The organism is Halomonas sp. ABH4_019, from assembly GCF_056159885.1.
The window spans coordinates 1029376-1052983 of sequence record NZ_JBSWWC010000002.1; the positions used below are offsets into that span (position 1 = coordinate 1029376).

Annotated in this window: 20 protein-coding genes; 13 read left to right on the forward strand and 7 right to left on the reverse strand. The window is 64.3% G+C overall.

Going from position 1 to position 23608, the window contains the following annotated elements; genetic code table 11:
* Window positions 1–3 precede the first annotated feature (3 nt).
* The 5 genes from ACXAFN_RS11970 to ACXAFN_RS11990 all read left to right on the forward strand — a co-directional run bounded on the left by ACXAFN_RS11970 (window position 4) and on the right by ACXAFN_RS11990 (window position 5108).
* Complete coding sequence (locus ACXAFN_RS11970; RefSeq protein ID WP_474988959.1) at window positions 4–1245, forward strand: P-loop nucleotide/nucleoside kinase family protein; 1242 nt, start codon at window positions 4–6, stop codon at window positions 1243–1245.
* 535 nt (window positions 1246–1780) lie between these two features.
* Window positions 1781–2992, forward strand: a complete 1212-nt coding sequence (locus tag ACXAFN_RS11975; protein ID WP_474988961.1) for a hypothetical protein — start codon at window positions 1781–1783, stop codon at window positions 2990–2992.
* Window positions 2993–3094: 102 nt separating this feature from the next.
* Window positions 3095–3487, forward strand: a complete 393-nt coding sequence (locus ACXAFN_RS11980; RefSeq protein ID WP_474988963.1) for a hypothetical protein — start codon at window positions 3095–3097, stop codon at window positions 3485–3487.
* Between the two features lie 98 nt (window positions 3488–3585).
* The gene (locus ACXAFN_RS11985; protein WP_474988965.1) at window positions 3586–4299 is read left to right on the forward strand and encodes a C39 family peptidase; all 714 of its coding nucleotides are present in this window, start codon (window positions 3586–3588) and stop codon (window positions 4297–4299) included.
* Between the two features lie 23 nt (window positions 4300–4322).
* Window positions 4323–5108, forward strand: coding sequence for a hypothetical protein (locus ACXAFN_RS11990; RefSeq protein ID WP_474988967.1), 786 nt, complete (start codon window positions 4323–4325; stop codon window positions 5106–5108).
* Between the two features lie 90 nt (window positions 5109–5198).
* On the opposite strand, the gene ACXAFN_RS11995 is transcribed toward ACXAFN_RS11990, so the two are convergent.
* From ACXAFN_RS11995 to ACXAFN_RS12005, 3 genes are all read right to left on the reverse strand, one after another.
* The gene (locus ACXAFN_RS11995; RefSeq protein ID WP_474988968.1) at window positions 5199–6233 is read right to left on the reverse strand and encodes a transporter; all 1035 of its coding nucleotides are present in this window, start codon (window positions 6231–6233) and stop codon (window positions 5199–5201) included.
* 314 nt (window positions 6234–6547) lie between these two features.
* Complete coding sequence (locus ACXAFN_RS12000; protein WP_474988969.1) at window positions 6548–7972, reverse strand: sigma-54 dependent transcriptional regulator; 1425 nt, start codon at window positions 7970–7972, stop codon at window positions 6548–6550.
* Window positions 7973–8100: 128 nt separating this feature from the next.
* Window positions 8101–8775: a LuxR C-terminal-related transcriptional regulator gene (locus tag ACXAFN_RS12005; protein ID WP_474988971.1), complete on the reverse strand. Its 675-nt coding sequence runs from the start codon at window positions 8773–8775 to the stop codon at window positions 8101–8103.
* A 391-nt stretch (window positions 8776–9166) separates the two neighbouring features.
* Between ACXAFN_RS12005 and rdgB the strand changes: the two genes are divergently transcribed.
* From rdgB to ACXAFN_RS12025, 4 genes are all read left to right on the forward strand, one after another.
* Window positions 9167–9775: an RdgB/HAM1 family non-canonical purine NTP pyrophosphatase gene (rdgB, locus tag ACXAFN_RS12010; RefSeq protein WP_474988973.1), complete on the forward strand. Its 609-nt coding sequence runs from the start codon at window positions 9167–9169 to the stop codon at window positions 9773–9775.
* On the forward strand, window positions 9772–10944 hold the full coding sequence (gene hemW, locus ACXAFN_RS12015; RefSeq protein WP_474988975.1) for a radical SAM family heme chaperone HemW: 1173 nt from the start codon (window positions 9772–9774) through the stop codon (window positions 10942–10944). Before rdgB ends, hemW begins: the two co-directional genes overlap by 4 nt.
* 37 nt (window positions 10945–10981) lie before the next feature.
* Complete coding sequence (locus tag ACXAFN_RS12020; RefSeq protein ID WP_474988977.1) at window positions 10982–11653, forward strand: YiaD family glycine zipper/OmpA-like lipoprotein; 672 nt, start codon at window positions 10982–10984, stop codon at window positions 11651–11653.
* Window positions 11654–11731: 78 nt separating this feature from the next.
* The gene (locus ACXAFN_RS12025; RefSeq protein WP_474988979.1) at window positions 11732–12574 is read left to right on the forward strand and encodes a 23S rRNA (adenine(2030)-N(6))-methyltransferase RlmJ; all 843 of its coding nucleotides are present in this window, start codon (window positions 11732–11734) and stop codon (window positions 12572–12574) included.
* A gap of 228 nt (window positions 12575–12802) precedes the next feature.
* Here ACXAFN_RS12025 and mnmE read toward each other — a convergent pair whose 3' ends face one another.
* The 4 genes from mnmE to rpmH all read right to left on the reverse strand — a co-directional run bounded on the left by mnmE (window position 12803) and on the right by rpmH (window position 16714).
* Complete coding sequence (mnmE, locus tag ACXAFN_RS12030) at window positions 12803–14173, reverse strand: tRNA uridine-5-carboxymethylaminomethyl(34) synthesis GTPase MnmE (protein ID WP_474988981.1); 1371 nt, start codon at window positions 14171–14173, stop codon at window positions 12803–12805.
* 114 nt (window positions 14174–14287) lie between these two features.
* Window positions 14288–15967 carry a membrane protein insertase YidC gene (yidC, locus tag ACXAFN_RS12035; protein ID WP_474988982.1) on the reverse strand — a complete coding sequence of 560 codons (1680 nt, stop codon included), beginning with the start codon at window positions 15965–15967 and terminating at the stop codon, window positions 14288–14290.
* A 203-nt stretch (window positions 15968–16170) separates the two neighbouring features.
* Window positions 16171–16566, reverse strand: coding sequence for a ribonuclease P protein component (rnpA, locus tag ACXAFN_RS12040; protein ID WP_474988984.1), 396 nt, complete (start codon window positions 16564–16566; stop codon window positions 16171–16173).
* 13 nt (window positions 16567–16579) lie between these two features.
* On the reverse strand, window positions 16580–16714 hold the full coding sequence (gene rpmH, locus ACXAFN_RS12045) for a 50S ribosomal protein L34 (RefSeq protein WP_008959105.1): 135 nt from the start codon (window positions 16712–16714) through the stop codon (window positions 16580–16582).
* A gap of 516 nt (window positions 16715–17230) precedes the next feature.
* On the opposite strand from rpmH, the gene dnaA reads away from it, so the two are divergent.
* The 4 genes from dnaA (at window position 17231) to gyrB (ending at window position 23439) form a co-directional block, all read left to right on the forward strand.
* Entirely contained in the window at window positions 17231–18697 is a 1467-nt protein-coding gene (gene dnaA / locus ACXAFN_RS12050; protein WP_474988986.1) for a chromosomal replication initiator protein DnaA, read from the forward strand.
* A 70-nt stretch (window positions 18698–18767) separates the two neighbouring features.
* Entirely contained in the window at window positions 18768–19871 is a 1104-nt protein-coding gene (dnaN, locus tag ACXAFN_RS12055) for a DNA polymerase III subunit beta (RefSeq protein ID WP_474988987.1), read from the forward strand.
* Between the two features lie 20 nt (window positions 19872–19891).
* Window positions 19892–21007 carry a DNA replication/repair protein RecF gene (recF, locus tag ACXAFN_RS12060; RefSeq protein ID WP_474988989.1) on the forward strand — a complete coding sequence of 372 codons (1116 nt, stop codon included), beginning with the start codon at window positions 19892–19894 and terminating at the stop codon, window positions 21005–21007.
* 11 nt (window positions 21008–21018) lie between these two features.
* A complete protein-coding gene (gyrB, locus tag ACXAFN_RS12065; RefSeq protein ID WP_474988990.1) occupies window positions 21019–23439 on the forward strand; it encodes a DNA topoisomerase (ATP-hydrolyzing) subunit B in 2421 nt (806 codons plus the stop codon).
* Window positions 23440–23608 lie beyond the last annotated feature (169 nt).

Sequence of the window (23608 nt, forward strand, 5' to 3'; positions counted from 1 at the left end):
ACGATGAATCAGCGACATGCCCCCGGAAACTCGAGCCGCGATGTCGGGCTCGAGACGCTGGTCGAGGCACTCGGGGCCTGGCAGGTCGAGCAGGCGGCCGGCCAGCCGGAGTCCGAGATTCTTCGGCAAGCGCTGCAGCGCAGGGTGAGCGACGAGGTGCAGGCCCTGACGTCGCTGATGAGCGGTGACGAGGATCGGCAACGCCTGCAGGCGCTCGCCCGCTGGCTGGAAGAAAACCTCGCACGGCTGGCCCCGTTGCTGGAGAGCCGTGGGGAGCGCCGGCTGCCGCGCAGTTGGGCCTGCGCGCATTCGGACAGCCGCCTGCTGGCCGAGGGCCGGATCCTGATGGCCAACGCCATCGATCGTGATCTCGAGGGATTCGGCGCCGAGGTCGAGCAGGACCCCGTGGCGGATCTGGCCTCGTTGCTGGTGGGGCTCGAGGTCCGCGACGAGCCTCGTCTCGCCCACCAGGCCCTGGATCTCTACCTGCGCGTCAGCGGCGACTACCAGGCCGCCCGCCTGCTGTCGGTGTTCCGGGTGCTGGAGTGCCTGGCCGGCGCGCGTCGTACCCTGCGCCGCCTCGAGGCGGCGGTGGGGGACGATGAGCGCCCTGCCCTGCGCGCGGAAACCATGAGCGCTTGCCGTCGGTACCTGGAACTCGCCGAACGCCACGCCGAGTTTCGCTTTCCGCCCCTGGTGATCGGCGTCGGTGTCTCGGGCAGCGGGAAGAGTCGTTTTACCCGCAACCTGGTGACCCGCCTGGGGGCCGTGCGCATCGGTTCCGACGTCGAGCGGCGTCGCCAGCATGGACTATATCCACAGCCCGGCACGGCCGAGACGGCTGTGGATATCTTTACCGAAGTGGCGACCCGCAAGACCTACCATCGGCTCGCCCAGTGTGCGGGCAGCTTGCTGGATGCCGGCCTGCCCGCCTGCGTGGACGCGACCTGCCTGACCCTGGCGCAGCGTGACTGGCTGAGGCACCAGGCCGAGAGTCGTGGCCTGCCGGTGCTGCTGGTCAGCTTCGAGGCCGACCGGGCCACCCTGGAGCGACGCATCACCAAGCGTGCCAAGCGCCAGGGCGTGCGGGCGGAGGACGGGCTCGCCGTGTTGTCGCGCCAGCTCGAGGCCTTCGAGCCGTTCTCCGACGAGGAGCGCTTTCATCTCGTGCGCCTGGACACCACCGCGGACAATGCCGCGGAGACGCTGGCCGGACTGATCCAGGAGCATATGCACTGGACGTGAAGGGCAAGGGGGAACGGCCTGGCCTTCCCCCTTCCCCCTTCCCCCTTCCGCCGAGGCCGGTGTTCCATCTACTTGTCATTTCCTGCCCCGAGTCGACATCCCCAGAAACAATGTAACTCATTGATAATTATCGGCTCGATGGAAAAGTCGAGATCGGTGTCAAGACTGCAACGACTTTGTTTCCTGATTGTATCAATAAGTTAATCCATTGTTTGTTAACTGGTTTAAGGCCGATCTGGGCCTAGTCAGTCGCTCCGCTGTTTCATCTGGCTAACACTCGTCAGGTCGATCCTCCCCCTCTCCCCGGTCGTTGCCCCCGGTTCTATCCCATTATTTGGTAATTATTATTTAAATATCAGCCAGTTAACAAAAACTGGCACGGCGCGTGCTCTGTGTTACGTGCCTGCAGCGGGATCTTCGAGGGCTCAAGACAGACCTTCGGCTGAGCAGGCAGAGAGAACCGACGCCGGTATCGATCTGTGGATCGTCCGGCAGGACGAAAGGGATTCAGCCGAAACTGAACGGGAGTGTGATCATGAAAGCTTATGCAATTGCGGGTACATCCCTGCTGGCACTGGTCATGGCAATTTCCACCGCCCAGGCCAATGGGCTCGACGACAACGCCCTGGCAATCGGTGGCTCCAGCGGAAACGCCAATGGCGGCAGCGGCTTCGGTGCCGGCCTGGGCGTCGGCGGCAATGCCAACGGCGGCGATGTCGGTGGGGGTGGCGGTTATCCCCACAAGCGTGGCCATGGCGGGGGAGTAACCGAAGACAATATGGGTGGCGATGCTACCGGCGGCGCCGGCCAAGGCCTGGGGCTGGGTTCCGGGGGCAACGGTGGGGCGACCGGTCGGGGCGGCGACGCCTGGGCCATGAGCAACTCCTACAACACTCACACCAGCACCGACATCACCGTGCTGTCGTCGCAGAAGATGAGCTCAGTGGTCATCGGCGGCGGCATCAAGGTCATCGGCGGTGACGGTGGCAATGGCGCCCACGGTGGCAACGGTGGCCTGAATGCGGCCGTCAGCGTCGGCGTCGGCCTCGGTGGCGATGGCGGCAAGGGCGATGGCGGGCACGGCGGCGACGCCGGCGCCGTCGGGCTGGGGGCCGGCAAGGGTGGTGATGGCACCGGTGCCGGCGTCGGCCTCGGCGCGGGCAAGGGCGGCAGCTCCGCCTCCGGTGCGCTCAGCGCCTCCGGTGCCCTGGCTGGCAATCACGACAGTGGGGATAACGAGGGCACTGGCACTGGCACCGGGACCGGGATTGGGCTCGGCAAGCTGCTCGGCCTGGGTGAAGGCAACGGCGCTGGCGTCGGCGCCGGCATGGATGGCGACCAGACCGCCGGCTCCCAGTCAGGCTCAACGGCCGCCTCTGCTGCGGGTAATGGCGGTGCAGGCACCGGCACCGGAACCGGCACCGGCACCGGGACGGCCGGTGACGGAACCGGCGCTGGCTGGGCCGGTGCGGTGGCAGGCAACGGTGCGGCCGGCTATGGCGGCGGCGGCGGCGGCGGCCAGGGTGTCGCCGGTGCGGCCTATGCCACCGGGGCCAACGGAGGCAACGGAGGCAATGGAGGCAACGGTGCTGCAGCGGTGCTGCGTACCGGCGCGGCCAGCATCTCCGTGGCGGCCGGCGGTGTTTATGGTGGCGTGGCCAACATGAACAACTCCACCGGCTTCTACAACTCCCAGCTGTCCGGTACCAGCATCTCCGCCCACAGCGGCGTGAGTATCGGCAACTGATGGCTCGGGCCTCGCAGGAGGCCCGCTTGCCCAACCGGAACTGGCGGAGAGGATCTCCGCCGGTTCCTTCACTGCCAGGATTCAGTCAGTGGAGGCAGGGCGATGATGAGATCAGTAACTACCCAGTGGCTCGTGGCCGGCATCGTGGCGCTCTCCGCCGGGCTGGTGTCGAGTGCACAAGCCGAGGAGCGGGGAACCGAGGGCTTCGGCGCGCTGGAAAGCATGCCGACGGCATCGCTGGAACAGACTCGCGGGCGCGATGGCGTCAACGTGCACCTCGAGAACGTCAACGTGCAGAGCGTCCAGGACATGGAGGCGATCACCGCCGGGTCGAGGTTCCAGGTGATCAACGGCGATATGGTGACCGGGAATATTACTTTCGAGAGTGGCTCCATGGGGCATTACAGCGGCACCGGGATCTTCAATAACGTGACCGGCAATGCGAATGCCATCAACAATGCCGTCGGCATCAGCGTCTACATCTCCAATCCATGACAACGAAATATGTGACGGGGACGACACTCACTCCCTAACGCGAAATGCAAGAGTCGGATGTCTTCATCCACATGGCTCGTTGTCCAGAGGCCGTGATCATGCGCAAGGTACTGAAAGGTTCTATTCTGTGCGTCGCCCTGGCGTTGACGACGGGAAAGGGCCTCATCATGTCTGCCGAGGCGGGAACGGTTCACATCTCCAACCCTTTCGGAAGTTTCGAGGTCGAGGCCAAGAGTCTCGCCGAGCTCAGCTGGGACGGGGTGGTGCGCCAGCAGTATGACTTCAGCTGTGGTTCGGCCGCCCTCGCGACCCTGCTGACCTACCATTACGACCGTCCTACCACCGAAGCCGATGTCTTCGAGACCATGATCCGCAATGGCGATCGCGAGCAGATCGAGACCTTTGGCTTCTCCATGCTGGACATGAAGCGCTACCTGGATACGCATGGGCTCAATGCCGATGGCTTCGAGATCGCGCTGGATGACTTCATTCGGATCGGCGTTCCCGCCATCACACTGGTGAATACGGGGGGATACAAGCACTTTGTGGTCGTCAAGGGGATGGATGCCGAGAACGTGCTGGTGGGCGATCCGGCAGCCGGGACCGTCGTGGTGCCCAAGGATATCTTCGAAGAGCTGTGGAGCAACAAGGTGCTCGGGGTACGCAATCATATCGAAGTGGCTCGAGCGAACTTCAACAATGAGCGGGACTGGCGTGTGCGTCCCCCGTCTCCCATCGAGTCGGGTGTTCGGCGCGGCAGCGTGGGGTCATACCTGCTGACATTGCCAGGCGCCAATGAGTTGGGTAGGTAATATTCTCACAGGAGTTACCGACCATGAGCATGTACATGAACCGTGGTCCATCAACGGCAAGGAGCGGTGAAAAGCTCCGTTGGTGGACCGCTTTCCTGTTGTCGGGATCCCTGCTGACGGCAGCGGGGCTATCGTCAGCCTCCACTGCGCCATCCGGTATCCTGTCGGCGGGAACCCATGACATCTTCTACCGGGGAGAGACGATCTCCGATGAGGGGATGTCGGATCTTCGTGGGGGCTTCAACCTGGGTGGTATGGAACTGAACTTCGGAGCGAAGCTGACCACCATGATCAACGACAGGGTGCGCTATATTACCCAGGTCGCCTTCGACAATGCCGGGGCCAGGGTGATGTCGAGCACCCTACAGAAGACATTGTCGGGCGCCGAGAATGTCACCCGGATCAGCCCCTCACCAGGTGGCAGCGCGGGTTCTGGGGCCAGCTCCGCTGGCGCTGGAGGCGGTGTCAGTAGCCCCGGAATTACAGACAGTTCGGGAACCGGGAGCCACCTGAGCCCCGCCAGCAATCCTGGCAACAGCATCAGTGCCGCCGAGATCGCTGGGCAGCTCAATCTTGCCGGCCTGTCCGATTTCTCCGGCGTGCTGCTGAATGACCCCGATGGAGGCATGACGGCGGCCCTCCACCGGATCACCCGGGATGCCATCGTCAGCACCCTGTCGACGACCGCCAGCGGGCAGACCATCAGTAACGAGATCGATGTCAGCGTCCATGTGATGAACATCGGCGAGGTCCGGGCGTCTCGTCAGCGAGCCATGATCCTGAACTCCCTCCAGGGATTGCCACGCTGATAGCGAAGCGAGAAGGCAATGAAAAAAAGGCTGCCGTAGCGGCAGCCTTTTTGATGGAAAGATAGTGGTAGCTATTGCCGTATCGCCGTATCAGAAGACATTGAGGCCGATAGGCGTGCGCAGGGTGAGGGTCGTATCCGGTGCGTCCTCGGTGACCCCGAACTCGAGTCCCAGGTTCAAGACCGAGTCTTCGGACATCTGATAGGACCAGCCCAGCAGCATGGAGCCGACGTTGAGGCTTCGACTGCTCTGGGTGACGGTATCGCCCGTATCGGGATCCTCGAAGGTGGTGTCCGTTTCCTGGATGAAGTCGTTCTTGTAGCCCAGGGTGAAGGACGACTTGGGGTTGATGGAATAGGACATGCCGAGGCTGACGCGCACGGCATCGCCCGGGTCGACCTCCTTGACCCGCGTCTCGCCGATGGTCTCGTTCACATCATCCTCGAGGTTGAACAGATACCCCAGGTTGGCGAAGTAGACCGCCGGCGCCGATGGCAGCAGCATGGTCAGGCTGGGCTCGATGGAGTGGAAGCCCGAACCGGTCGGCAGTTCCTCTTCGACGCCATCGCTATTGCGATCGACATCGAAGGGCCCTTCCCCGGTGGTCGACTTGTAGCGCAGGTTACCCACGAAGAAGGGGCCGCCGCCGCGGCCGCTGTTCATCTGGTAGTGGGCCGCCAGCTCGATATCGCCGAGGCCATCGCCCGACTGGCTTCGCTCGAGATCGAAGGACTCGTTGGCTTCGTTGACGCTGAAGTTGCCCGTATCGTCGCGGTAGAGGTACGGCAGGCGCAACTCCATCTCGAGTCGATCCGTGACCCCCAGGCGGCCGGTCACGGCCGTGGTGAAGGTGTCGCGGTCGATATCCTCGGCGGCCAGCACGCCGATCTGCAGGGTGCTGAGAATCTCCACGCCGCGGAAGGTGAGACGGTTGACGCTGGAGTGTGAGTACTGGAATTCCGGTTCGATGACCAGCCGCCCCTTGGGCGTCAGGACACCGCCGATATCCGGTATGGCCTGGATCTCCGGTGCCTCCTCCGTGGGGGGCGGGCGTTGGCCCACGGGCTGGATGTTATTGTCGTCGTTGGTCTGTGCCCAGGCTTGGCCGGCCAGCGAGAATGGCACCAAGCCGCATGCTAGAGCGAAACCCCTGTGGATAACCTTCATGATGCTGTCCCTCTATCCCTTTGGTATGAGACCGAGTGGCACTTGTAGCTCTGCCTGGTCAGGAGAGCCCCCCTCAGTAGGAGACTAGAACAAAACCTTATTTATTAGTAATAATTTAATTTTAAATCTCTCGGCGCTCAGCGGAGTCGGGGCGGCCGGGAGTCTTGCCTCGATCTGAGTCTGGCATAAGGTACCGTTGACATGCCGAGGGATATCGTTTACTGGTTAATTCTATTTTTTTCAGATAGATGGGCGTTATAAACTGACGCGCGTCAGCGTCCCTTGCTCACGGCGGAGAGATGCAGGACCTTGGAGGATGTCTGCTTTCCATTGCCCGCCCCGCTACCCCGATTGACCCCGTGCTTGTCCATCAACCGGTAGAGGGTAACGCGCGATATGCCGAGTTCCCGGGCCGTATGCTGGATGTTGAACGAGTTTCGCGCCAACGCCGCCATGACGACGCTGCGTTCGGCGATGTCCCTCGCTTCCTCGAGGCTCTCGGCGTATCGAGATGTCGACTGTCGACGTTCGAGCCCGAGGTCGGCCGGCCGGATCAGCGAGTGTTCACACATGACCATGGCACGACGCACGCGGTTGATGAGTTCCCGAATGTTCCCCGGCCATTCGTACAGGCGCATGATGGACAGGCTCTCCTTGGTGAAGCCGCGAACCTGAATGGATTTCTCGTCGGCGAACTTCTCGAAGAAGTGCCTGGCCAGGATCTCGATATCGTCACCGCGTTCCCGCAAGGGGGGCACCTGTACTTGCAGGACATTGAGCCGATGGAAGAGGTCTTCACGGAAGTTTCCCTTCTCGACGGCCTCCTCCAGGTTGACGTGAGTCGCCGCCAGCACGCGAACGTCCACCGGGATCTCCTTCAGGCCACCGACACGTTGAACGGTCCGGTTTTCCAGGAAGCGCAGCAGGTTGACCTGCATGTCCAGGGGCAGATCGCCGATCTCATCGAGAAAGAGGGTGCCGCCCTGGGTGCCTTCGATGATGCCCACCTTGCGCTGGCTGGCCCCGGTGAAGGCGCCCTTTTCATGCCCGAACAGCTCGGACTGTATCAGGTTGGCCGGCAGGGCGCCGCAGTTGATGGCATTGAAGGGAGCGCTGGCGCGGGAAGATTCCTCATGAATGGCGCGAGCCGTCAGTTCCTTGCCGGTCCCCGACTCTCCCTGGATGAAGACGGGCGCATCGACGCCCGAGACCTTGTGGATGGTTCGGTACAGCGTCTTCATGGCGGGGCTTGCGCCAACCATGTGGCAGTCCTCGCAGACGTCGAGCATGGCCTCTTCATCCGGCTGTGCCACCACCAGATTCGCGAAGGACCGCTGATGGCAAAGCGATTGGTGCAGTATATCCAGGCTGGTCGAGGTAGTATGGCAACCGCTGAACAAGCGGCTCACCAGCCTGCGCGATGCGGCGTCCTCGATGGTTGCCTCCCGGGTCACGACGATCCACCTGACAGGGAATTCGTTGAGGATTCCCTCCAGGCTCACGAGTGTCTCGTGGCATGGGGTATCCAGATACACGAGGCCGACGAGGACATCGGCCCTCTTTTGAAGAATTCGCAAACTCTTGTTAATTGACTCTACATGGACCGGATTCCATCCCTTTTCCTTGATGCCGGACAGTATCTCATCTAGCTGGTCGTCCCTTTTTCCGATAACGATCAAATCGCTCGTCGCTTTCATAGCCAGACCTTGGGATGAGTCGTTCGTGAAGTCGCGAAGGATGGCGCGTCAATTCGCCCATTCCCCGGATGGAAAAAGCTAACATTGGCGAAACAGGACAAGCGTATGATTTTTGTCATCTGCCGCGTTCATTCGCCATTGACTCTCTTCTCGACCAGGGGAGGAGGCGCCCCCAGGTTCTGGCGTGCCCAGTTGACCGCCTGTAACCGATTGTGGACATCTATCTTCTTGAAGATATTGTAGAGATGAGACTTGACCGTGTGCTCGCTGACGAACAGGCGGTCGGCGATCTCCATGTTCGAGGCTCCCGAACCGAGCAGTCCGATGATCTCCAGTTCCCGCTGGGTCAGGCCACAGGCCGGCCGATAGGCATTGATCTGATGCTGGCGGTAGAACTCCAGCATGCGTCCCATCAGCGAGCGAGACATCCACAGGTGCCCTTCCAGCAGGGTGCTCAGGCCCTTGCAAATCAGCGGCAGTGGGTCGTCACGGTAAAAGATGCCTTGCAGATGCATGCACGACAATGTCTCGACGCCGTGGTCCTCGTCGCGGAGATTGAAGGCGGCAAGGGAGGTGTGGGGGCGTTCCGCGGCCCGGGACTGCCATGACTGCATGGTGGCGTCTGCCATGTGGTCAACGTCGAGGAGCACGAGCACGTCGCTGTTGTCCCGTGGTTTCCAGGCCGCGCCTGGCGCGGCGATGCTGACCGGGCATTCCAGCTGCTGACGCAGATAGTCGGCGAACAGCTGCGACTGTGGATTGGACTCCGTGACCAGCAAGATCAGACGCTTATCCTGTACCATAGTGTAACCTCAAGGACTGAGTTTGAGGTGGCTCATGCTTCGTTGCACTCATTCCTGCCGGAGATTCTGTTGTCCTCCGTGCACAAGTGTCGGCGGTAATGTAAGTTTTTGTTACTAACTTTTCACTATAAGATCCATTCTTCTTATAATATTAGTGTTTATTTATTTTCTATTGCCGCTTTATCAGTGTGTTATAGACGACTTTTCCGGGCTGCGTATGACGTTTCTCATCTATCAAGCATGAAGAATTGCAGGCCATTGTGGTTGGCCTCTCCGAGAGGATTCTCGGTTTCCCCATGCGCCGAGCCACTGTTCCCTCTGGTTCCCTTCCTCTGCCTCCCTTCCACCCCCTAGAATGTTCGTCCATGGAAACGATGGGCGAGGTACACGAATGAAGACCACCCTGGTGCTGGCCAGTGGCAATGGCGGCAAGCTCCGCGAATTCGAGCGCCTGCTCGCGCCCTTGGGGCTGGCGGTGAGGCCTCAGTCCGAGTTTGCGGTCGATGAGGTCGAGGAGACCGGCTCGACGTTCGTCGAGAATGCGTTGCTCAAGGCTCGGGAAGCCAGCCGTGTCAGTGGTTGCCCCGCCCTGGCCGACGACTCGGGGCTGGCCGTGGATGCCCTCCAGGGCCGCCCCGGGATCTATTCGGCACGCTTCGCCGGGGTTCCCAAGGACGATGACCGCAACAATGCTCATCTGCTCGAGGCGCTGGCCGGGGTGCCCCGGGATGCACGGACGGCCCGCTATTGGTGTGTGCTCGTCCTGCTGCGCCATGCGGAAGATCCCGTGCCGCTGATCGTTCAGCAGAGTTGGGAGGGCCGCATTCTCGGCGAGGCACGCGGCGAGGGAGGCTTCGGTTACGACCCCTTGTTCTGGGTGCCGGAGCGCGGCAAGACGGCCGCCGAGCTGTCCGCCGAGGAGAAGAATCGCCTGAGCCACCGAGGCCGTGCCCTGCGCGCCCTGGTCGCCCAGCTCGATGACCGACCGCTGTCGTCATGAGCCACGCCCTGCCCCCCCTGGCGCTCTATGTGCACGTGCCCTGGTGCGTCCGCAAGTGCCCCTACTGCGACTTCAACTCCCATGGCGTCGGGGCGTCGTCCGCGCTGCCCGAGGAGGCGTATCTGGCCGCCCTGATCGCCGACCTGGAGGCCGACCTGCCCCTGGCCGATGATCGGGCGCTGGTCAGCATCTTCATCGGTGGAGGCACGCCCAGCCTGATGTCGGCCGGTTTCTATCGGCGCCTGCTCGACGCCGTGGCGGCCCGGTTGCCGTTGGCCCCGGACATCGAAATTACCCTCGAGGCCAACCCCGGGACACTGGAGCACGGCCGTTTCGCCGGCTATCGCGAGGCGGGGATCAATCGCCTATCGATCGGCGTGCAGAGCTTCCACGAGGCGCAACTTGCGGCGCTGGGACGCATCCATTCCGGTGCGGAGGCGTTCGCCGCGGTGGCCGAGGCCCGTCGGGCCGGCTTCGACAACCTCAATCTGGACTTGATGCACGGCCTGCCGGGGCAGACGCCGGCCATGGCCCTCGAGGACCTGGAGCAGGCGCTGTCGCTGTCCCCCGAGCACCTGTCCTGGTATCAGCTCACCCTGGAGCCCAATACCGAGTTCCATTCGCACCCGCCGCGCCTTCCCGAGGAAGAGGTGCTCTGGGACATTCAGGACCTGGGCCATGATCGCCTCGAGGCGGCCGGGTTCTCGCGCTACGAGATCTCCGCCTACGCACGCCCGGGACGACAGGCACGCCACAACCTCAATTACTGGCGTTTCGGCGACTATCTGGGTATCGGCGCCGGCGCTCACGGCAAGCTCAGCGGCCCGGGCGAGTCGGGGCTTTGGATCGAACGACGCTGGAAGACCCGGCAACCCGAGTCCTACCTGCGCCGCCGGCGAGACCCCCGGGGATTCGTGGCCGGTCGGGAAGCCATCGCCCCGGACGAGTTGCCGCTGGAATTCGCCATGAACGCGCTGCGACTCGTCGAAGGCGTGCCCCTGTCGACCTGGCAGGCCCATACCGGGCGCCCCGCCGATCGACTGTGGCGCAGCCTCGAGGCGGCGCGGAAAAAAGGACTTCTGGTGGAAGACACCGAAAGGCTTCGAGCCTCGGCCCAGGGTCTATTATTCTTGAACGAACTGCTGGCCCTGATCGATGAGACGGGCTAGACGCCTTGCCATTCGTCAACATGGAGTCGACGACATTATGACCAAGACCGTTCGCATGATCGCGCCGCTGGCGGCCGCCGTCCTGCTGGTCGGCTGTACCACCACCGATCCCTATTCCGGGCAGACCCAGCGCAGCAAGACCGGCACCGGGGCGGCCATCGGGGCCGTGGTCGGGGCCGCGGCCGGGGCCCTCAGCGGCGACGGCAGCACCAGCCGGCGTGATCGCGCGCTGATCGGTGCCGCGGTGGGCGCCGCCGCCGGCGGCGGCATCGGTGCCTACATGGACAAGCAGGAAGAGCAGCTGCGCCAGAGCATGGAAGGCACCGGCATCGGAGTGGAGCGCCAGGGCAATGACATCGTCCTCAACATGCCCAGCAGCGTCACCTTCGGCTTCGATTCCAGCGAGCTGACCATGCAGGCCCGCAATGCCCTGAACGACGTGTCCTCGGTGCTGACGCAATACCCCGAGACCCGGGTCAACATCGCCGGCCATACCGACAGCACCGGTGAGGCGGCCTACAACCAGCGCCTTTCAGAGCGCCGTGCCCAGGCGGTCGGCGGCTACCTGGCGCAATCCGGTGTCGCCTCCAATCGTCTCTACATGAACGGCTACGGCGAGAACCAGCCGGTGGCCAGCAACGAGAGCGAGGCCGGCCGAGCCCAGAACCGGCGGGTCGAGATCACGCTGACCCCCACCGGCCAGGGCTGATCCTCCCTCGCCAAGCATCCGCCGGGCCCGTCTCCTCTGGAGGCGGGCCTTTTCCTTGTCGAATTCTCGATATCCGCCATGCTTTCCTATCAACACGCCTACCATGCCGGCAACTTCGCCGACGTGCACAAGCATCTGACGCTCCATGCCGTCGCCGATCATCTATTACGTAAAAAATCATCCGTTACGTATATCGATACTCATGCCGGTCGCGGGTTCTATCCCCTGGCCGCCCCAGAGACCGCTCGTCTGCAGGAGTACCAGGAGGGCGTCGCCAGGCTGTGGGCGGCCCGACATGAACTGGCAGGCGAGCCGCTGCTGTCCGGTTGGCTGGCGGCGCTGGCCGGCGCACAGCCGCGGGACGCTCTCGAGCACTACCCCGGCTCTCCCTGGTGGCTGGCCTGTCGGCTGCGTCAGCAGGACCGGCTTCGACTGTTCGAGTTGCACCCCGGGGAGCACGGGCACCTGGCCGATCAGGCGTTCGCCGGCGGGGTGAGTCGCATCCATGGGGATGGCCTCTCGGGACTGCTGTCGGGACTCCCGGTGAAGACGCCGCGCCTGTGCGTGCTGATCGATCCCAGCTACGAGCGCAAGGCGGAATACCCAGAGGTGGCCGAGACGCTGCTCGCGGCCATGCGCAAGGCGCGTCACGCCGTGGTCCTGGTGTGGTATCCGCTGTTGCCGGCGGGACGCCACCAGGCGCTGCTGGAGGCGCTGCGGGAGGGCGGGCTACGCAAGATCTGGCGCAGCGAGCTGACGCTGGGCGAGCCCGGAGAGGGGCATGGCATGTACGGCAGCGGCATGCTAGTGGTCAATCCGCCCTGGGGCCTCGACGAGCGAATCGGCGAGGCCATGGGGGCGCTGCTACCGCTGTGGGGACCCACTGCTCGTCATCGCGGCGACTGGTGGGTAGGCGAGTAGATAAGGGCTCAGGGGCGCCGCTGCGGCTCGACGCAGAGGCACCTGCTGCCTGGCTTGCCCTATTTGCCGATACAGAAGCTGCCGAAGATCTCGCCCGGCGGGGTGATGGATAGCCGGCGCGGGCGCCGACTTCTTCGTCCTATTTGCCGATACAGAAGCTGCCGAAGATCTCGCCCAGCAGCTTCCCCGAGAGACGGCGCTGACGCCGTCGCCTGATGGGCGCCCCACTCACTTGCCGATGCAGAAGCTGCCGAAGATCTCGCCCAGGAGGTCATCGGCGCTGAACTCGCCGGTGATCTCGCCCAGCGCCTGCTGGGCGTCGCGCAGGTCCTCGGCGAGCAGCTCGCCGGCACCGAAGCCGGCCAGCTGCGCCTCGCCGTTGCCGAGCGCCTGCTCGGCACGATCGAGGGCATCCAGGTGGCGCCGGCGGGCCGAGAAGCGCCCCTCGGTGGTTGCCGAGAAGCCCATCACCGCCTTGAGATGCTCCTTGAGATGCTCCACGCCTTCGCCGGTCTTCGCCGACAGCCGCACCACCGGCGTGGCGGTGTAGGCGTCGAGTCCCGGTCGCTCGTGGCTGGTATCCACCTTGTTGCGCACCAGCGTCAGACGAGAAGGGTCGGCCAGCCGGGCGACGAACTCCGGCCAGATGGCCATGGGGTCGGTGGCCTCGGTGGTGGCGGCGTCCACCATCAGCAGCACGCGGTCGGCTCGCTCGATCTCCTCCCAGGCCCGGGCCACGCCGATCTGTTCCACGGCGTCCGGGGTGTCGCGCAGGCCGGCGGTATCGATGACGTGCAGCGGCATGCCGTCCAGGTGAATGTGCTCACGCAGCACGTCCCGGGTGGTGCCCTCGATATCGGTGACGATGGCGGTGTCCTGGGCGGTGAGGGCATTGAGCAGGCTGGACTTGCCGGCGTTGGGGCGCCCGGCGATCACCACGCTCATGCCCTCGCGCATCAGCGCGCCCTGGGCCGCCGAGGCACGCACCTCGGCCAGCTCGCCGCGCACGCCGGCCAGCTGACCGGCCACGTGCCCGTCGGCCAGGAAGTCGATCTCCTCCTCGGGAAAGTCGATGGCCGCCTCGACGTACATGCGCAGCTCGATCAGGCGCTGTACCAGCGACTCGACCCGCCGCGAGAATTCGCCCTGCAACGAGCGCAGGGCGTTCTCGGCGGCGCCCCGTGAGCTGGCCTCGATCAGGTCGGCGATCGCCTCGGCCTGGGCCAGGTCGAGCTTGTCGTTGAGGAAGGCGCGCTCGGAGAACTCGCCGGGCCGCGCCAGGCGGGCGCCGAGCTGCACGCAGCGCTCCAGCAGCAGGTCCATGAGGACCGGGCCGCCGTGCCCTTGGAGTTCGAGGACGTCCTCGCCGGTGAAGGAGTGGGGCCCTTCGAAGAACAGGGCGATGCCCTCGTCGATCATCCCCTGGTCGCCCCTGAACGGTCCGTAGAGGGCGTAGCGCGGGGCAGGGCAGTGCCCCAGCAGGCTCTCGGCGATCGACCGGCAGGCCGGCCCGGAGACGCGAATGATGCCGACGCCGCCGCGCCCCGGCGGCGTGGCCAGGGCGGCGATGGTGTCCTGGGGATAGAGGCTATCGGCCATGGGGGCTCCTCGGGTGCGACGTCGCTATTGTCCGGTGCCGCCTCCTCAAACGCCAGACCCCCGCCGAGGCGGGGGTCTGCAGCGCGGGAGAAGACGCCGTCACGTATCTTGCCGTTACTTCGTCTTCATGCCCTTGCCGACGCTGGGATCGGCCTCGATCTTGCGCGTGATGAAGTACTGCTGGGCGATCGAGGTGATGTTGTTCACCACCCAGTAGATCACCAGGCCGGCCGGGAACCACAGGAAGAAGAAGGTGAAGACCACCGGCAGCAGCTTCATGATCTTCGCCTGGGTCGGGTCCGGGGGCGTCGGGTTGAGCAGCTGCTGCACGAACATCGAGGCGCCCATCAGGATCGGCAGCACGAAGAAGGGATCCTTCACCGACAGGTCTTCGATCCACAGCATGAAGGGCGCATGGCGCAGCTCCACGGACTCGAGCAGCATCCAGTACAGGGCGATGAATACCGGCATCTGCACCAGGATCGGCAGGCAGCCGCCCAGGGGATTGATCTTCTCCTTCTGGTAGAACTTCATCATCTCCTGGGACATCTTCTGGCGATCGTCGCCGTACTGCTCCTTGAGCCGCTGCATCTCCGGCCCCAGCTTGCGCATCCTCGCCATCGACTTGTAGGCCTTGGCGGAGAGCGGCAGCAGGGCGGTCTTGACCAGCAGGGTCAGGATGACGATCGACCAGCCCCAGTTGCCGATCAGGTCCTGGATGTGATCCAGCAGCCAGAACAGCGGGTTGGCGATGAACCACAGCCAGCCGAAGTCGACGGTCAGTTCCAGGTTCGGGGCCACGGCCTCGAGGCGCTCCTGGATCTTGGGGCCCACGTAGAGGGTCGCGCCCAGGCTGGCCGCGCTCCCCGCCGCCACGCTCTGGGTCGCGCCGGCGAAGGCGGCCACGTTGCGACCGCGGGAGTCGGTGGTCGCGTAGAAGAGGTTCTGCTGGTCCTGGGGCGGTGCCCAGGCCGAGGTGAAGTAGTGCTGGATCATGGCGACCCAACCGCCCTCGACGTCGCGGTTCTCGAAGTTGCCGTCCTTGATGTCCTCGAAGTCGATCTTCAGGTAGCGGTCTTCAGGCGTCGAGTAGGCGGCGCCGAGGAACGAACTCATGCCCATCTTGGGGCCGCTCGAGGGGTCGCTGCTGTCATCGCGCACCAACTGGCCGATGAAGCGGGCGGTGACCGGAGTCTCACCCTGGTTGTCCAGCAGGTAGTCGACCTTCACCGCATAGCTGTCGCGATCGAAGGTGAAACGCTTGATGACGTCGACGCCGTTCACACTGGCCGAGAGGTCCACCTGCAGGGCCTCCTCGCCTTCGGCGAGCCGGTACTCGGTCTGCTCGGGCGTGAAGGTAAGGCGCCCCTGATGGCCTTCCAGCTGCAGGCCGGAGCGGGCGACGTAGCTGCGCGTCTGGCTGTCGGAGAGCAGCACGAAGGGCTGGCCGGAATCCAGCGCATACTGATGCTGGGGCAGGGCGGCATAGACGATGTCGCCACCCTGCGGGTCGATGCGCACATCGAGCACGTCGGTGGCCACGGCCACCAGGTCGCGGCTGTTGCCCGAAGGCGCCTGGCCGGGAATGCTGCCGGCCATGTCTTCCACCGGCTGGCGGTCGGCTGGCACCGAGAGGTCGTCACCGCCGGACGCGGAGGGAGCCTGGGCCTCGCTGGAGATGCCCGGAGCCTGTGGCGCGGTGGCCACCTGACCGTAATCCTGATTCCACTGCACGACGATCAGGTAGGCAAGAATCGCCAGGGGAATCAGCAGCAATAGTCGTTTTACATCCATGAGGGGTCTGCCCGATGGGTGGTGAACAATCCGATGGCGCGAGGCCGCTCGCCGGCCCGACATACGCGAAAGCCTGCCGAGGGCAGGCTAGCGTCGGTGCGCCGAGCGTCCCTTGGGAACGCGGCGACGTCAAGCTGGGGGGCGTCAGGCGTGGTCATGCGCAGCAGGCTCCGTGCGGTGCCAACAGCGGTGTGCAGGGGGCATCATCGGCGCTCTGCCGCGAGCGAGTCGTCCTGTGCCGCCTTGTTCGCCTCGCGTTCCAGGCGTCGCCACATGCCGTGCAGCTGGCGATGGACGGTGGCGTTGTCGAGTTCGTGAACGCCGCGTCTGGCGAGTAGCACGATATCCACAGGCGGGAGCCGATGCTGGCGCAGGCGAATGGATTCGCGCGCAAGGCGCTTGAGGCGGTTGCGGTCGACGGCTCGGCGAACGTTCTTCTTGCTGAAGATGAGTCCCAGGCGAGGATGCCCCAGTGCATTGGGGGAGGCCAAGGCCATCAATCCCTTGCCGTGGACCTTGAAGGCCGCCGTTTCGAAGACACGTCGATAGTCCCCGGCGGTCAGCAGTCGCAGCCGCCGGGGAAAGCCCTGACAGGACACGCGCGGTCCGCTATCAGGCGCTCAGGCGCTTGCGGCCCTTGGCACGACGACGCGCCAGGACAGCACGACCGTTTTTGGTGGCCATGCGAGCACGGAAGCCGTGCGCGCGCTTGCGCTTGAGAACGCTGGGTTGAAAGGTGCGTTTCATAACTCGTTATTCCCACGTGGTTTTTGGAACAAATCGGCGATTCAGAGGCGCCCGGGTTCCGATGGGGAATCCGGGTAGATTCGGCTCAGGACCGGAAATTGTAGTGATTTCGGGGCTTCGGCGCAATTTTTTCCGTACCGGCCCGTGTCGGTGGGTGGGTGTCATGCTCTCCTCGGAGCACTACCATTACTAAATGAGATTCTTTATAGAACCCTGTTATTACTGATGGGGAAAGTCTATGTGGATAAGCTTTATTTGATCTTCTGTATCAGTGTTTTGTTGTCGACAGAAATGTGTGGATATCCTCTTGGGGAAGGTTGCACTGGCGGTGGAAAAGCGGTGCATGACGGCTCGCTTCGTCCACAAGGGGTAGCTTGCGCTCGGTCCCCGCCCAGGTTATCCCGCCGTCGCCGCCCCGGTTGTCCACAGCATGGCGGAGTCGCTACATCCATGTGGATAACCCCGTAGCGGGACGATACAATGCCCGGTCGTTCTTCAACCGAATGGTGAGGTCGCGTGTCGCTCGCTCTCTGGCAACAATGTCTCGATACCCTGCAGGACGAACTGAGCTCCCAGCAGTTCAACACCTGGATTCGTCCGCTGCAGGCGGAGGAAGGGGAGGCCAACCAGCTCAGGCTGCTGGCGCCCAATCGCTTCGTGCGCGACTGGGTCAGTGACAAGTTCGCCAAGCGGATCAGCGAGCTCATGCGTGAGCTGTCGCCGGCCAAGCCGCCCAAGGTGGTGCTGACCGTGGGCAGTCGCCGGGCCGCGGCGCCGGCTCCCCAGCCCCGCGAGCTGGGTGATCCGGTCTCCGCCGCCCCCAGGGCACCCGCGGTGCGCACGCCGCCGCGTGGCGACGTGGCCGACGAGAGCGAGATCGATCGCCTGCGCGAGGAGGGCGGCGAGCCCGCCCGTCGGCCCGGCGGCGAGCGCCAAGTCCAGGTCGAGGGCAGCCTCAAGCACAACAGCGGCCTCAACCCCAACTTCACCTTCGAGACCTTCGTCGAGGGCAAGTCCAACCAGCTGGCCCGGGCCGCCTCCCGCCAGGTCTCGGAGAATCCCGGTGGCGCCTACAACCCGCTGTTTCTCTATGGCGGCGTCGGCCTCGGCAAGACCCACCTGATGCATGCCGTGGGCAATGCCCTGGCCGGGCGTCGCGAGAATGCCCGGGTCGTCTATCTTCACTCCGAGCGCTTCGTCGCCGACATGGTCAAGGCGTTGCAGCTCAATGCGATCAACGACTTCAAGCGTTTCTACCGCAGCGTCGACGCCCTGTTGATCGACGACATCCAGTTCTTTGCCGGCAAGGAGCGTTCCCAGGAGGAATTCTTCCATACTTTCAATGCCTTGCTAGAAGGCGGCCAGCAGATGATCCTGACCTCGGATCGCTATCCCAAGGAGATCAGTGGGGTAGAGGAGCGCCTCAAGTCGCGCTTCGGCTGGGGACTGACGGTGGCCATCGAGCCCCCGGAGCTGGAGACTCGGGTGGCGATCCTGATGAAGAAGGCCGACCAGGCCAAGGTCGACCTGCCCCATGATGCGGCCTTCTTCATTGCCCAGAAGATCCGCTCCAATGTCCGCGAGCTGGAGGGAGCCCTCAAGAAAGTCATCGCCGATTCGCATTTCATGGGCAAGCCGATCACCCAGGATTTCATCCGCGAATCGCTCAAGGACCTGTTGGCCCTTCAGGACAAGCAGGTGGGGGTCGACAACATTCAGCGCACCGTGGCCGAGTACTACAAGATCAAGCTCGCCGATCTACTCTCCAAGCGTCGCTCGCGCTCGGTGGCGCGTCCCCGGCAGGTGGCCATGGCGCTGGCCAAGGAGCTGACCAACCACAGCCTGCCCGAGATCGGCGACGCCTTCGGCGGACGCGATCACACGACCGTGCTGCATGCCTGCCGCAAGGTGCAGGCGCTTCAGGAAGAGAACGCGGATATCCGCGAGGACTACAAGAATCTGCTGCGTCTACTGACCAGCTGATTTCCCGAATGCGATCGACCGGTCGGGTCGCCGGCCTCAATTCCTCCAGGACAAGAGAAGTGGAGTCGACATGAAATTTTCCATCTCCCGTGAAGCGCTGCTGCGCCCCCTGGCGCTGGTCGCCGGCGTGGTGGAGCGCCGCCAGACCCTGCCGGTGCTGTCGAACGTGCTGATCCAGGTCGAGCAGGATCAGGTCTCGCTGACCGGCACCGACCTCGAGGTCGAGCTGATCGGGCGCACCGTGGCCAGTCAAGTGGAGCAGCCCGGTGGCATTACCGTGCCGGCGCGCAAGCTGATGGACATCTGCAAGTCATTGCCCGACCAGTCCGAGATCCAGCTGTCCCTGGAGGAGGGGCGGGCGGTGCTGCGCAGCGGTCGGTCGCGCTTCACGCTATCGACCCTGCCGGTCGCCGAGTTCCCCAGCATCGAGGATGGGCAGAGCAGCGTCGAGCTGAGCCTGCCCCGGGGGACCCTCAAGCACCTGATCGATGCCACCTCCTTCGCCATGGCGCAGCAGGACGTGCGCTACTATCTCAACGGCATGCTGCTGGAATTCGCCAGCAACCTGGTGCGCACTGTGGCGACCGATGGGCACCGCCTGGCCGTTTGCTCGCGACCGGCGGAGATTCAGGTCGAGCCGTCTCAGAAGCTGATCGTGCCGCGCAAGGGGATCCTCGAGCTGGTGCGCCTGCTCGACGACGGCGAGGAACCCGTGAGCCTGACGCTCGGCGCTACCCATATTCGTGCCCATACCGGGGACTTCACCTTCACCTCCAAGCTGGTGGACGGCAAGTTCCCCGACTACGAGCGCGTGGTGCCACGCAATGGCGACAAGGTGTTCATCGCCGAGCGGGCCGAGCTGCGCCAGGTGCTGTCGCGGACCGCCATCCTCTCGAACGAGAAGTATCGCGGCGTGCGCCTCAACCTCGAGGAGGGCAACCTGCGGGTGATGGCCAACAACCCCGAGCAGGAAGAGGCCGAGGAGAACGTGGCCATCGAGTATGCGGGGCCGGCCATGGAGATCGGCTTCAACGTCGGCTACCTGGTGGATGTCCTCAACGTGCTCGACGAGGATCGCGTGCAGATGACCCTGGCCGACCCCAACAGCAGCGCCCTGATGGAAGAACCGGGCGGTGGCGACGCGCTCTACGTCGTCATGCCCATGCGTCTCTGACGGAGCCGCACGGCCTCGCCATGCCTCTCGACCGTCTCGCCTTCCAGGGCCTGCGCAACCTGCAGGCCCTGGAGCTCAGCCCCGGGCCGGGCATCAACCTCTTCGTCGGCGCCAACGGCAGTGGCAAGACCAGCCTGCTGGAGGGTATCCATGTGCTCGGCATGGGGCGGTCCTTCCGTACCCGACAGCTTCGCCATGCCATCGCCCACCACGCCGAAGGGATGACCCTGCATGGCCGCCTGCGGGGCGAGCCGCCTCTGCCGCTCGGCGTGCGCCGCCGTCGCGACGCCGATGAGCTGGAGCTGCGTCTGGGTGGCGAGCGCCTGGAGCGCCTGTCGGGTCTGGTCGAGGTGCTGCCCCTGCAGCTGATCAACCCGGATGCCTTTCGTCTGCTGGAGGGTGCGCCGGCCGGTCGCCGGGAGTTTCTCGACTGGGGCGTGTTTCACGTGAAACACGACTTCCTCGCCGCCTGGCGGCGCTATCGCCGTGCGCTCAAGCATCGGAATGCCCTGCTCAGGCATGGTAGAATGAGCGATGCTTCACTGAATGCCTGGGAACAGGAGCTGGTGCTGTGGGGGGAGCAGATGGATACCCTGCGGCGAGACTGGATGGCCGACTTCCAGCCGGTGTTTACCGAGACCCTGGCGGGCCTGATCGATTTGCCCGGCTTGGGCCTGCGCTATTCACGGGGCTGGGACCGCAAGCGCTCCCTGGCTGAGGTGCTGCATCAGGGACGGGAAACCGATCGTCAGATGGGCTTCACGCAACAGGGCCCCCAGCGGGCCGACCTCGGTATTCGCCTCGACAAGCGGCCGGCCGTGGAGGTGCTGTCGCGTGGCCAGCAGAAGCTGGTCGTCAGCGCCTTGAAACTGGCCCAGGGGCGCCTGTTGGAACAGGCCACGGGTCAGTCCTGCGTCTACCTGATCGACGACCTTCCCGCCGAGCTGGATGAACAACACCGCCGCGTCTTTTGTGCCTGGCTGGAGCGGATGCGTTGCCAGGCCTTCATCACCAGCGTCGACCCGGACGCCCTGGCCGGCCCGTGGAGCACACGGACGCCGGTGGCGATGTTTCACGTGAAACGCACCGAGACGGGGCAGGGGCAGCTGCTGCCAACGGACAGACAGACTTCATGACGGAGTAGTCAATGAGCGAACAGGCTTACGACTCATCGAGCATCAAGGTCCTCAAGGGCCTGGATGCGGTACGCAAGCGGCCCGGCATGTACATCGGCGATACCGACGATGGGACAGGCCTGCACCACATGGTGTTCGAGCTGGTGGACAACTCCATCGATGAGGCCCTGGCCGGTTTCTGCAGCGAGATCCGGGTGGTGATTCATCCCGACGAATCGATCACCGTGAGCGACAACGGCCGAGGCATCCCGACCGACGTGCACGAGGAGGAGGGCGTGTCGGCGGCCGAGGTCATCATGACGGTGCTGCATGCCGGCGGCAAGTTCGACGACAACTCCTACAAGGTGTCCGGCGGGTTGCATGGCGTCGGCGTCTCGGTGGTCAATGCCCTGTCCGAGGAACTCAAGCTGACCATCTGGCGGGCCGGCCAGGTCCATGAGCAGATCTATCGCCATGGCGTGCCCGAGGCCCCGCTCGGCGTGGTCGGCAAGACCGAGCAGACCGGCAGCCGCGTGCACTTCCGTCCGTCTTCCGAGACCTTTCACAACATCGAGTTCCACTACGATGTGCTCGCCAAGCGGCTGCGCGAGCTGTCGTTCCTCAACTCGGGCGTCGCCATCCGGCTGATGGACGAGCGCAGCGGCAAGGAAGAGCTGTTCCACTACGAGGGGGGCCTGAAGGCCTTCGTCGACCACCTGAACACCAACAAGACGGTGCTCAACCCGGTGTTCCACTTCAATGTCGAGCGTGAGGACGGCGTCGGCGTCGAAGTGGCGATGCAGTGGAACGACACCTTCGCCGAGAACATCTTCTGCTACACCAACAACATTCCCCAGCGGGATGGCGGGACCCACCTGGCCGGCTTCCGCGCCGCCCTGACGCGCAGCCTGAACCACTACATCGATGCCGAGGGCCTGCTCAAGAAGGCCAAGGTCAATACTTCCGGTGACGACGCCCGGGAAGGCCTGACCGCGATCATCTCGGTCAAGGTGCCGGACCCCAAGTTCTCCTCCCAGACCAAGGACAAGCTGGTCTCCTCGGAGGTGAAGACCGCCGTCGAACAGGAGATGGGCCGCCAGCTCTCCGACTATCTGGTCGAGCGGCCCAACGAGGCCAAGGCCATCGTCAACAAGATGCTGGACGCGGCTCGGGCGCGGGAAGCGGCGCGCAAGGCGCGTGACATGACTCGGCGCAAGGGCGCCCTGGACATCGCCGGCCTCCCCGGCAAGCTGGCGGACTGCCAGGAGAAGGACCCCAGCCTGTCCGAGCTGTTCCTCGTCGAGGGCGATTCGGCGGGCGGTAGCGCCAAGCAGGGCCGCGACCGTCGCACCCAGGCGATCCTGCCGCTCAAGGGCAAGATCCTCAACGTCGAGAAGGCGCGCTTCGACAAGATGCTGTCCTCGGCCGAGGTGGGCACCCTGATCACCGCCCTGGGGTGTGGCATCGGGCGCGAGGAGTTCAACCCGGACAAGCTGCGCTACCATTCCATCATCATCATGACCGACGCGGACGTCGATGGCTCGCACATCCGCACGCTGCTGTTGACGTTCTTCTTCCGGCAAATGTCCCAGCTGATCGAGCGTGGCCATGTGTTCATCGCCCAGCCGCCGCTCTACAAGATCAAGCGGGGCAAGCAGGAGAGCTACCTCAAGGACGAGCAGGCGCTCACCGACTACCTGACCACCACGGCCCTGGACGGCGCCCGCCTCCACGTCAATGCCGATGCCCCGGGGATCGCCGGCGAGCAGCTGCAATCGCTGGTGGATCGCTATCGCGACGTCATGTATCGCATCGACCGGCTGTCGCGGGTCTATCCGGACGTGGTGCTGCGCAAGATCGTGCATGCGGCGCGCCTGGAGGGCGAGGAGAGCCTGCGTGATCGCGTCACCATGCAGAACTGGATCGAGCACCTCCAGGCCGAGATGGATGCCCTGGTCGCCTACGAGGGCGGGCCTCGCTACACCTTCCGCCTGGAGGAAGACAGCGAGCGCGGTTTCCATCTGCCGGCGGTCAGCCTGACCGCCCATGGGGTGACCACCGATTACGTGTGGGGCGTCGACTTCTTCACCAGCGCCGACTATCGCGCCATTGCCGGCCTGGGCGAGACCCTGGACGGTCTGGTCGAGGCGGGTGCCTTCATCGCCCGCGGGGAGCGTCAGCAGCCCATCGAAAGCTTCTACGATGCCCTGGAGTGGCTGATGAACGAGGCCCAGCGGGGCCTCTCCATCCAGCGCTACAAGGGGCTGGGCGAGATGAATCCCGACCAGCTGTGGGAAACCACCATGGATCCCGACACCCGCCGCATGCTGCGCGTTTCCATCGAGGATGCCGTGGCCGCCGACATGATGTTCAACACCCTGATGGGCGACGAGGTCGAGCCGCGCCGCGATTTCATCGAGCGCAACGCCCTGGTGGCCAACCTGGACATCTGACCCGTCCAAGGCGATGTTTCACGTGAAACATCGCGCCGGCGCAGTGGCCAGCACGGCTTCGCCGCCAGCGACACGAAAAAGCCCGCCATCGCAAGATGGCGGGCTTCTTCTATTCAGGACTCGACAATACTTCTGTCCCTGAGGGAGCGTAGGGTCGGCGACCCATGGT